At 68.7% G+C, this 11,308-nt stretch carries 8 protein-coding genes; 3 read left to right on the top strand and 5 right to left on the bottom strand.

The features are described from left to right. The coding region (locus A5713_RS21645) for a DUF222 domain-containing protein (RefSeq protein ID WP_156751974.1) at positions 1-455 on the bottom strand (455 nt) is incomplete at its 3' end. A 181-nt stretch (positions 456-636) separates the two neighbouring features. Between A5713_RS21645 and A5713_RS21640 the strand changes: the two genes are divergently transcribed. The 3 genes from A5713_RS21640 to A5713_RS21630 all read left to right on the top strand — a co-directional run bounded on the left by A5713_RS21640 (position 637) and on the right by A5713_RS21630 (position 5,745). Beyond that, complete coding sequence (locus A5713_RS21640; RefSeq protein ID WP_068098317.1) at positions 637-1,788, top strand: exonuclease SbcCD subunit D; 1,152 nt, start codon at positions 637-639, stop codon at positions 1,786-1,788. Then, the gene (locus tag A5713_RS21635) at positions 1,785-4,406 is read left to right on the top strand and encodes an ATP-binding protein (RefSeq protein WP_068098316.1); all 2,622 of its coding nucleotides are present in this window, start codon (positions 1,785-1,787) and stop codon (positions 4,404-4,406) included. Before A5713_RS21640 ends, A5713_RS21635 begins: the two co-directional genes overlap by 4 nt. A gap of 97 nt (positions 4,407-4,503) precedes the next feature. Continuing rightward, entirely contained in the window at positions 4,504-5,745 is a 1,242-nt protein-coding gene (locus tag A5713_RS21630; protein ID WP_068098315.1) for an alpha/beta hydrolase, read from the top strand. Here A5713_RS21630 and A5713_RS21625 read toward each other — a convergent pair. From A5713_RS21625 to A5713_RS21610, 4 genes are read right to left on the bottom strand one after another with little or no spacing between them, the layout of a single operon-like run. Beyond that, on the bottom strand, positions 5,732-7,366 hold the full coding sequence (locus A5713_RS21625) for an ABC transporter family substrate-binding protein (RefSeq protein ID WP_068098314.1): 1,635 nt from the start codon (positions 7,364-7,366) through the stop codon (positions 5,732-5,734). The two genes, A5713_RS21630 and A5713_RS21625, sit on opposite strands and share 14 nt — an antisense overlap. A gap of 25 nt (positions 7,367-7,391) precedes the next feature. Further along, positions 7,392-9,230 (bottom strand): ABC transporter ATP-binding protein, encoded by a 1,839-nt coding sequence (locus A5713_RS21620; RefSeq protein WP_068098313.1) that lies wholly within the window; start codon positions 9,228-9,230, stop codon positions 7,392-7,394. Beyond that, entirely contained in the window at positions 9,227-10,153 is a 927-nt protein-coding gene (locus tag A5713_RS21615) for an ABC transporter permease (RefSeq protein WP_068098312.1), read from the bottom strand. Before A5713_RS21615 ends, A5713_RS21620 begins: the two co-directional genes overlap by 4 nt. Continuing rightward, entirely contained in the window at positions 10,150-11,127 is a 978-nt protein-coding gene (locus tag A5713_RS21610; protein ID WP_068098311.1) for an ABC transporter permease, read from the bottom strand. The genes A5713_RS21615 and A5713_RS21610 overlap by 4 nt, the downstream gene beginning before the upstream one ends. Between the last annotated feature and the right edge of the window lie 181 nt (positions 11,128-11,308).

Genomic DNA, 11,308 nt, shown 5'->3' with positions numbered 1-11,308 from the left:
GCCTCGCGAGTGGCGGCATCCACCCAGCCGGGCAGGCGGTGGAAGAAGCGGCGGATCACCGCCACCTGGCCGGCGCCCAGTTTCCCATCGCGTTGGGCGGCGGCGGTGGCCGGCAGCATCGGCGCCATCGGTTCGCCGGTCAACCCGTGCCGCGGCCCCAAATCCACCGCTTCTTTGACCCGCCGGGAGGCTTCGGCGCGGCTGATCAGCGTGGCCTCGGCGACCGCGTGCGGCAGCGTGCCGCCCAACTCCTCAGGCGTGGCTTGGCGGGCCAGGTTGTTGATCACCGGGTGTTCGATGGCCGGCAGTTGGCGGCGCGCCTTCTCGCAGCGCTCCAGCATCGCCAGCTGTTGCGCGACGTTCATCGCGTCAACCGGTAACGCCCCGGCGCGGGCCAAGACCGCATCGAGGTCGTCGAACACCGCGTCGACATCCGGATGACTACTTGGACTCACACCGCCAAACTAGCCACCCCCACCGACAAAAATCGGCTCGAAACCGCCACAGATGCACACTCAAAAAAATCCGCAAAATAGCCGCTCGGAGACCTGCCGGTCGAGGTCCCGCGTCTTGTCGGTGCGCGGACATAAGCTCGCGATGCCCTGTAACCACGCAATCCGAAAGGGGGCCGCCGACATGCGATTCCTGCACACCGCCGACTGGCAGCTCGGCATGACCCGGCACTTCCTGGCCGGGGATGCCCAGCCGCGCTACTCTGCGGCCCGGCGTGACGCGGTGGCCGGTCTGGGAGCGCTGGCGGCGGAGGTGGGCGCCGAGTTCGTCGTGGTGTCCGGAGATGTCTTCGAACACAATCAGCTTCCCCCGCGGGTTGTCGGGCAGTCCTTGGAAGCCATGCGCGCCATCGGGATTCCGGTCTACCTGCTGCCGGGCAACCATGATCCGCTCGATGCCTCCTCCGTCTACACCAGCGCGCTGTTCACCGCCGAACGCCCCGAGAACGTGATCGTGCTTGACCAGGCCGGCGTTCACCACGTGCGGCCCGGGCTGGAGATCGTCGCCGCGCCATGGCGATCCAAAGCCCCCACCTCCGACCTGGTCGCCGGCGTCCTCGAGGCGCTGACCCCGGAACCCGTTACCCGGATCCTCGTCGCGCACGGCGGGGTCGACGTTCTGGACCCCGATCGGGACAAGCCTTCACTGATCCGGCTCACCGCCCTCGACGACGCGCTGGCGACGGGCACGGTGCACTACGCGGCACTGGGCGACAAGCATTCGCGCACCCGCGTCGGCAACACCGGCCGGGTCTGGTACTCCGGGGCGCCGGAAGTCACCAACTTCGACGACGTGGAATCGGACCCTGGCCACGTCCTCATCGTCGACATCGACGAAACGGACCCGAACCGCGCCGTCAAGGTGGAATCGCGGCATGTCGGCCGCTGGCGGTTCGTCACGTTGCATCGACAGGTCGATACCCGCCGCGACATCGTCGACCTCGACATGAACCTGGACCTGATGACCGACAAGGACCGCACGGTGGTGCGCTTGGCGCTCACCGGATCACTGACGGTCACCGACCGCGCCGCGCTCGATGCCTGCCTGGACAAGTACGCGCGGTTGTACGCCTGGCTCGGCCTGTGGGACCGCCACACCGATCTGGCGGTCATTCCGGCCGACGGCGAATTCAGCGATCTCGGTATCGGGGGATTCGCGGCCGCGGCGGTCGACGAGTTGGTGGTGACGGCGCGCGAGGGCGACTCCGAGACGGCCGTCGACGCGCAGGCGGCACTGGCGCTGTTGCTGCGCCTCACCGACCGGGGCGCCGCATGAAGTTGCACCGCCTGGTCCTGACGAATTACCGCGGCATCGCCCACCGGGAGATCGAGTTCCCCGACCACGGCGTCGTGGTGGTGTGCGGGGCCAACGAAATCGGCAAGTCGTCCATGATCGAGGCGCTGGACCTACTGCTCGAGTCCAGGGACCGTTCGACGAAGAAGGAAGTCAAGCAGGTCAAACCCACCAACAGTGACGTCAGCTCCGAGGTGAGCGCCGAATTAAGCTGCGGCCCTTATCGATTCGTATACCGCAAGCGTTTTCACAAGAAGTGTGAAACCGAGCTGACGATCCAGGCGCCGCACCGCGAACAGCTCACCGGCGACGAGGCGCACGAACGCGTCCGCGCCATGCTGGCCGAGACGGTGGACAGCGATCTGTGGCACGCCCAACGGGTGCTGCAGTCAGCGTCGACCGCGGCGGTGGATTTGTCGGGCTGTGACGCGCTCTCGCGCGCGCTGGATGTGGCGGCCGGCGACACCGGGGCGCTTTCCGGCACCGAGCCGCTGCTCATCGAGCGAATCGACGCCGAATACGGCCGCTACTTCACTCCCACCGGGCGCCCGACGGGTGAATGGGCCGCGGCGATCACCCGGCTGGCAGACGCCGAGGCGGCGGTCGCGGAGTGCGCGGCGGCGGTGGCCGAGGTCGACGAGCGGGTGTGCCGGCATGCAGTGTTGACCGAACAGGTCGCCGAGTTGTCGCAGCGTCGCATCGCGGCCCGACCGCGCCTCGCCGCCGCCCGGGAGGCCGCGGAACAGATCGACGAACTCGCCGGCCAGGCGCGCGAGGCCGAGTTGATCGCTGCGGCCGCGGCGGCCACGAGCGCCGCGGCGGCGGTCGCCCACCATGCACGGCTGCAACTGCTCGCCGAAATCGACGTCCGCACAGCCGGTGTCGCGGCCGTCGAGGCTCAAACGCAACAAGCGACCGATGAGCATGCGGCCGCGCACGTCGAAGCCGAGGCCGCCGACGTCGCGGCCCGCAAGGCCACCGAGGCGCTTGCGGACCTGCATGACCGCGCGGAATCCGCCCGCCGAGCCGTCGCTGCGCTGGCCGACCGCGAGGAGGCCGACCGGTTGAGCGCCCGCTTGGCCAAGATCGAGGCCATCCAGCAGGACCGCGACCACGTGTGCGCCGCGCTCTCCGATGTCGCCGTCACCGAACAGCTGCTGCGACGAATCGAGGACGCCGCCGCGGCGGTCGATCGCACCGGCGACCAGCTGGCATCGACGTCCGCCGTCGTCGAGTTCACCGCCGCAGCGGACGTGGAACTCGCCGTCGGCGAACAGCGGGTCTCGTTGGCCGAGGGGCAGACCTGGTCCCTCACGACCACCGGACCCACCGCCGTGCAGGTCCCCGGGGTCCTGACTGCGCGGATCACTCCAGGCGCGACGACGCTCGATGTCCAGGCGAAACACGCTGCAGCACAAGAAGAGCTGGCCACCGCGCTGGCAGCGGGCCGGGTAGCCGACCTCGCGGCCGCCCGCTCCGCCGATCGCCGTCGCCGGGAGCTGCAGGGTAGCCGCGACCAGCTGAGTGCCACCCTGGCCGGCCTCTGCGGCGACGAAGAGATCGACCAGCTGCGTTCCCGGCTCGCAGAGCTGCGTATCGGCCAACCGTCCGGGGTGGAACTTCCCGCTGCGGACATCGACGCCGCCCGCGCCGAACTCGATGCGCTGGAGACCACGCGTCTGGCCGCGGTTGCGCACTGCGACGACCGCCGCCGGAACGCCACCGCCGCCGCCGCCCGGCTCACCGAATTAGCCACCCGCGCAACCGTTCTCCAGAACACGCTGGAGACCCAGCGCGGTGAACTCGCCGCGGCCACCGATAGGCTGGCCCGAGAGCGGGCATCGGCCGGCGACGACGACCTCGCGTCGGCGGCCGACGCCGCGCAACAAGCGGCGCGGGCCGCTGAGCTTCGTCACGCCGAGCTCGCCGAGGGACTGGCGGCGGCGAGTCCGGACGCGGTGCATGCCGAATTGACCGCTGCCACACAGGAAACAGAGGAACTCCGCGAGCGCTACGAGAACGCCGCCCGCGCGTTGCGGGAGGTCACCATCGAACTGTCGGTGTTCGGCAGCGAGGGCCGCCAGGGCAAGCTCGACGCCGCGGAATCCGAACGCGAGCACGCGGCCGGCGAGCACATCCGGGTTGGCGGCCGGGCCAGGGCCGCGAGGCTGCTGCGCTCGGTCATGACCCGCCACCGCGACACCACCCGGCAGCGGTACGTCGAGCCCTATCGCGCCGAGCTGCAACGGCTCGGCCGCCCGGTGTTCGGGCCCACGTTCGAGGTCGACATCGACAGCGACCTTTGCATCCGCAGTCGCACGCTCAACGGCGTCACGGTGCCCTACGAATCACTGTCCGGCGGGGCCAAAGAACAACTCGCCATCCTGGCGCGGCTCGCGGGCGCGGCTTTGGTCGCCAAGGAGGACGCCGTTCCGGTGGTGGTCGACGACGCGCTCGGCTTCACCGATCCCGACCGGCTGGCCAAGATGGGGGAGGTCTTCGACACGGTCGGAACGCACGGGCAGGTGATCGTGCTCACCTGCAGCCCCGACCGGTATGACGGCGTCAAGGGCGCGCACCGCATCGACCTCAGCGCCTAGACCTGCGCGCACAGGTGCGCCAAGCGCCGCGCGGGGAGCGCTGCGATGGTGCCCGGCGAGGGCCCCGGCAGAATGGGACCATGGCGGGCCGACACCGATGACGATGAATGCGAAGCGGCGCCGGGTGCAGGAGAAGCTCGCGGCATTGCCCGGTGTGCGGCCCGTGCGTCGGCCGATCTCCCCGGATAGCCGCGAAGAGTTTGATCTGTACTACGTGCGCACCGGGCGGAAATCCGCGCATCCGCTGGTCATCATCCCGGGGGGTCCCGGGGTGGCCTCGGTGCAGATGTATCGGGGGTTGCGGGGTCGCGCGGCCGCGGCCGGCCTGGACGTCATCATGATCGAGCACCGCGGAGTGGGCATGTCCCGCCACGACGACTCCGGCGAGGATCTGCCCCCCGAAGCGATCACCGTGAATCAGGTCGTCGACGACATCGCCGCCGTGCTCGACGATGCCCGAGTCGACTCGGCCGTCATCTACGGTGCGTCGTACGGCACGTACATCGCGTCCGGGTTCGGCGTGCAACATCCGGGCCGGGTACGGGCAATGATCCTCGATTCGCCGCTGCTGTCGCGGCATGACATCGTGATCGTCCGTCGCGCGATCCGTCGGCTCCTGCTCCGCGGCGACAGCCCCGAAACCGCCGCGCTGGCGCCCAAAATGCGCAAACTCGTTGACGCGGGGGTGATGACGGCGGCGGCCACCCAGGTGGTGGCGACGATCTACGGGTACGGCGGTGCCGAGCTGCTCGAGCGGCAACTCGACCTACTGCTGGATGGCCGAAAGCTGTTGTGGTGGCTACTATCCCGGTTCGCCACGCTGAGCAACCTGCCGTTTCGCTACGAGGAAGACTTGGTGAGCCGCATCGCGTTCCGCGAGCTGAACTACGCCGCCGAACCCGACGGCCTACCGCTCGACCCCGCCGTGGCCGAACGCGAAGCGCGCACCCAGACGGCGACTTTCGAGGACGAGCCTTACGACCTGGCGGCCGAGATGCCGCATTTCGGCTGGCCCACCGCGGTGGTTTCCGGTGGCCGCGACCTCATCACTCCACCGGCGGTCGCCGAGCGGGTCGCCGCGCTGCTGCCCCACGCGGTGCTGTTGAAGCTGCCCAGCATGGCGCACAGCGCGTTGGACTTTCGCGAGCCCGCAGCGATCGAGATCGCGCGAGCGGTATGGCGGGGCGGGCTCGAGGGGCTCGCCGCGAAAGCACCGGCGCTGGACGCGCTTCCGGAGCGCCCGGAGCTGCGCCTGCTGTGGAAAGCGATCGCGGTGGCCGCCCTCGTCGAGGGCGCCCTGCCGATCCCCGCGAGGCTGCGCCGGATCACCCGCGCATGAACCCGATGGCGGTGTAGCGCAGGTCGCCTAGACCGGCGGCGCCGAAGTTGGCCAGCGCGCTGCGGACCGCGACGTCGCCGGGCGACTGCGTCAGCGGCAGGCTGAACCCTTCGGCCCAGATGAGTCTGTCGAGATCGTTGGCCAACGCCTGCGCCTTGGCGGGGTCGAGTTCCTGCAGGGTCCGCTCGATCGCCGCGTCGATCTGCGGGCTGCCGATCTTTCCGAAGTTGCTCTCCCCGCCCGACAGGTAGATCTGCGTCAGCGCCGAGAGGGGGAAAGCGTCGCCGAGCCAACCGAATTGGGCGATGTCGAAAGCCCCGACGTTGATGTAGTTGGTGAAGAACCCGCTGCCGGACCTGGACACCAGTTCGAGCTTGACGCCGATCTGCGCGAGGCTGTGCTGGGCGATCTGGGCGAACTGCCGGCTGCCCTGGGCGTCATAGAACAGATCGCGAATGACCAGCGGGCGACCGTCCTTCTCCCGGAACTGGCCGTTCAGCTTCCAGCCCAGGGCGTCGAGCTCCCGCTTGGCCTGCTCCGGGTCATAGGGAACGACCGCGCTGTTGTCCTGGTAGCCCTTCTGCCCGGCGACGTAGATGTGGTTGCCCAACGCCACCGGATCGCTCGTGAGGCCGTATTGGACGACCTTGGCGATGGTGCGGCGGTCGATGCCCTTGGCCACCGCGAGGCGCAGCGCCTTGTCGGCCAGGATTGATCCCGGGGCGCCGTTGAAGGTGAAGTGAGACCATGCGGGCGCGGGGGCGCGCCGGATCGAGATCCCCTTCGTGCGTTGCGCGATGGTCAGCTGGTCGACGGAACCGACGCCGGACGCGTCGATGGTGTTGTTCTGCAGGGCCGGCAGCCGCGCGGCGTCGTCGAGTACCAGGTAGGTGATGTTGTCCAGTCGCGGCCGGGCACCCCACCATTTCGGGTTGCGCGACAACACGATCCGCTGTGTCGTCCGGTCCAGCGACGTGACGATGAAGGGGCCCGCCGACGGGCCGGGCCCCTCGAGCTGGCCCTTGTTGAACGCCTCCGGCGTGGCCGTCATGCTCCTGGGCAGCAGCATGCCGTTACCGGCGAACATGCCGCGCCACTCGGCGTACGGCTTGGCGAAGGTCACCACGGCTTGCCGGTCGTCGACACCCCGGGTGACCGACGCGACCCGGTCCGCGCCGCTGGGCCCGGCGATCTCGAACGTCTTGTCGGCGCCGCTCAACGCGTGGATCTGGCTGGCGATGTCTTCCCACGTGATCGGTGTGCCGTCGGACCACACCGCGCGCGGGTTGATCGTGTAGGTCACCACCTGCGGTGCGGTCCCGGTGAGTTCGACGCTGGTGAAGTAGTCGGTGTCCACAGTGGTCGAGCCGTCCGCGCCGATGACGAAGGCCCGGGGCAGGGTGGCCTTCATCATCGCGGCGACCTCGGCCGAGTTGCCGTCGATGTGCAGGATGTTGAAGTTGGGCGGGAAGTCGCTGAGCGCCAGCCGCAGGCTGCCGCCGTCTCGCAGCGTGGCGGGGTCCTGTGGGTTGATGTCGCTGGTGGTGCCGATCTCCGCGCTGTGGCCGCTTTCGGGCGCCAGGTTGATTGCCGGCGAGCAACCGGACACCGTCAGCACCATAACGACGATCGCCGTCGCGACCCGCCTAGACACGTCTGCTCGGATCCGGTTGTGGCACGGCCCCCAGCAGCCTCCGGGTGTACTCGTGCCGCGGGTTATCGAACACCTGCCCGCTGTCGCCCTGCTCCACGATCGTGCCGGCATACATGACCACGACCTGGTGCGCGAGGTGTCTGACCACCGAAAGGTCATGGGACACGAACAGGTACGACAGGCCGAACCGTTCCTGCAGATCGAGCAGCAGATTGATGATGCCGGCCTGAATCGAGACGTCCAGGGCGGAGACCGGCTCGTCGAGGGCCAGGATCTTGGGCTGCAACGCCAGCGCCCGCGCGATGCCGATGCGCTGCTTCTGCCCGCCGGAGAACTCGGCGGGATATCGGGCGGCGTCCGCTCGGCGCAGTCCCACGATGTCGAGCAGCTCGGCGACGCGCGCGTTGGTCTCGCTCTTTCCGAAGCCGTTGGCCAGCAACGGCTCGGCGAGGAGGTCGGACACCGGCAGCCGGGGGTCCAGTGACGCCACCGGGTCTTGGAACACCACCTGGATGTCGCGCCGCAACGATCGCCGCTGCGACGCGGTCAGGGTTGCCACGTCCGTGCCGAGCACTTCGATCGAACCAGACTGCGGCGCAACCAATTCCAGGATTTCGTGCAGCGTGGTCGACTTGCCCGAGCCGGACTCGCCGACGATGCCGAGGGTGCGGCCCTGCCGCAACTCGAAACTGACGCCGTCGACCGCGCGGACCTCGCCGACGCTGCGGCGCAACACCACACCTTTGGTCAGGGAAAAGGTCTTGACCAGATCGCGCACCCGCACGACGACCGACGAGTCGCCGGACGCGGGGGCATGCGCCTCGGTGTTGACACCGTAGATCTCCGCGGCGGTGCGTCCGTTGACCTGGTCGGTGCGGATGCAGGCCGCCCGGTGACCGGCGCCGACGGGGAGCAGGTCTGGTTCGTCCGCGCGGCAGTCCTCGATGACGAGGGGGCAGCGCGGCGCGAAGGGGCAGCCCGGTTCCAGTCCGACCAACGACGGGGGCGCGCCCGGGATGGGCACCAGCCGGGTGCCCTGCGCGGCGTTGAGCCGCGGGACAGAGCCCAACAGGCCTACGGTGTAGGGCATTTGGCGATCGCGGTACAGGTCGTGCACCCCGGCGGATTCGACGACCCGGCCCGCGTACATGACCAGCGCCCGGTCGGCGAACTCGGCGACCACGCCCAGGTCGTGGGTGATGATCAGCACGCCGGCGCCGGTGACGTCGCGCGCCGTCTTGAGCACCTCGAGGATCTGCGCCTGCACCGTGACGTCGAGCGCGGTGGTGGGTTCGTCGCAGATCAGCAGGTCGGGGTCGTTGGCGATCGCGATCGCGATGACCACCCGCTGCCGTTCGCCGCCGGACAGCTCGTGCGGAAACGCGCGGGCACGCCGGTCGGGCTGAGCGATACCGACCAAGTCGAGGAGTTCCACCGCGCGGCGGCGGGCGGCCTTCTTGCCCACGTGCGGCTGGTGAATTTCGATCGCCTCGGCGATCTGGTCCCCGACTGTGTAGACGGGCGTCAGCGCCGACATCGGATCCTGGAACACCATGCCGACCGCCTTGCCGCGGAACCGCGACATCGCGTCGTCGCCCAGGCCCAGCAACTCGGTGTCGTGCAACCGCACCGAGCCGCGCACCCGCGCGTACTCCGGTAGCAGACCGACCACCGCCATCGCCGAAACCGACTTGCCCGAACCGGATTCGCCGACCATGGCCACGACCTCGCCCGGGGCGATGCTGTAGCTGATGCCGCGCACCGCGGTCACCGGGTCACCGTCCGTCGGGAAACTGACGGCCAGGTCGGCCACCTCGAGCAGCGCGTTCAACGGGTGCCGCCCCGCAACATGCCGCTGCCCGGGTCCAGCGCGTCGCGCAGGCCGTCACCGGTCACGTTGGCGCACACCAGGATCAGCACCAGCACCCCCGCCGGAAACAGGAACACCCACGGGAAGGTGGTCGCGGACTGGGTGCCGTTGGCGATCAACGTGCCCAGCGACACGTCCGGCGGCTGAATCCCGAAACCGAGAAAGCTCAGCCCGGTCTCGGCCAGGATGGCCGACGCGACGTTGAGGGCGGCGTCGATGATCAGGATCGAGGCCACGTTGGGCACCACATGGCGCAGGATGATCCGCTGGCTCGAAACGCCCATGTACCTTGCGGCCCTGATGAATTCGCGTTCACGCAGACTCATGGTCATGCCACGCACCATGCGCGAGCTGATCATCCAGCCGAAGCCGGCGAGCAGTAAGACGAGCAACAGGATGTTGGCGGAGCTCTTGGTTCGCGGAGTGACGATCGCGATGAGGATGAAGCTGGGTACCACCAACAGCAGGTCGACCAGCCACATCAGCGCCCGGTCCCGCCAGCCACCGAAATAGCCCGCGATCGAGCCGACCGTGGCGGCAATGCCGGTCGAGATGACCGCCACGCACACACCGATCAGCATCGACTTCTGCATGCCCCGCAGGATCTGTGCCAGCAGGTCCTGACCCAGCGCGTTGGTGCCCAGCCAGTGCCGGGCGTTCGGCGGTTGTAACAGCGCGTCGAAGTCGAGGTCGTCATAGGAATACGGCAGCAGGCCCGGCAGCGCGTAGCAGCCGACGAACAGCAGCACCAGCAGTGTGAGCGCCGTGACGGCCAACCGGTTGCGCACGAACCTGCGCAGCACCAGGGTGCGGCGCGAGGTGAACTCCGATGGTTTCGGGGACGAGATACCCTGAGCGCCTTCCACTTTGGGCTCGGCCGTCATGACACCCGCACCCTGGGATCGAGAGCTGCGTAGAAGACGTCGGAGAGCAGGCCCGCCAGCAGCACGACCGTGCCGGAAAACAGCGTGATGGCGGCGATGATGTAGGTGTCCTGCGTCGCGATGCCCTGCACCAGCCATTCGCCCATGCCATGCCAGCCGAAGATCTTCTCCACGAACACCGCGCCGGTCACCAGGCCGGCGACCCCGTAGGCGAACAGGGTGGCCAACGGTATCAGCGCCGTGCGCAGTCCGTGCTTCACCAGTGCGCGCCGGCGGGTGAGCCCCTTGGCGCGCGCGGTGCGAATGAAATCCTGGCCCAGGACGTCGAGCATCGCGTTGCGCTGATAACGGCTGTACCCGGCGGCGGCCGCCAAGGTCAGGGTGAGCGTGGGCAGGATCAGGTGCCGCAACCGGTCCACCAACTGATGCCAGGCCCCGCCCTCCACGCCGGGTGAGGTTTCCCCGGTGTAGTCGAAAAGGTGCACGCCCAAAGCCCAGTTCACCCGTAATGCGCCGAGAATCAAGAGGCTGGCGATGACGAACGTCGGAGTGCTCAGCACCAGCAGCGCCGCCATCGTGACGAGGCGGTCACTCATTCGGTATTGGCGGATGGCCCCCCAGGCCCCGGCCACGACGCCCAGCACCGTGCCCGCCAGCGACCCCACGACCAGGAGCCGCAGGGTGACCCCGACGCGCCGCCAGAGTGTGGCGCCGACGGGCTGTCCGGTGATGGTCTTGCCGAAGTCGCCGCGCACGGCATGCGAGGCCCACTGCGCATAGCGGATCGGTATCGGCTTGTCGAGGTTGAGCGCGTGCGCCTTGGCGTCGATGACGGACTGCGGCGGCCGCGGACTGCGCTGCAACAGGCTGTCCAGTGGGCGGAAGGCCACCGATGTCAGGCAAAACGTGAGAAACGATGCCAGCGCCAGCAGCACGACGTAGTTGAGCAACCGGCGCGCCAAGAAGCGAATCATCCCCGATCGCACCGCCCGACCCGCATTGGGACAGGTTAACGATTCCGGCCCGCACCGGCCCGGTTCGGCGATCGATCCTTGTGATCCCGCTGATTTTCATGCGTCAATGAACGATGGCCCGTTGTTAACATCACCGCGGCACCGATGCGGGTAGCAACTCCGAGTGCTGCGACATTCCGAG

It is taken from the genome of Mycobacterium sp. E2497, assembly GCF_001668695.1.
Classification (GTDB): Bacteria; Actinomycetota; Actinomycetes; order Mycobacteriales; family Mycobacteriaceae; genus Mycobacterium.
This window is presented reverse-complemented; position numbering and strand designations above follow the sequence as displayed.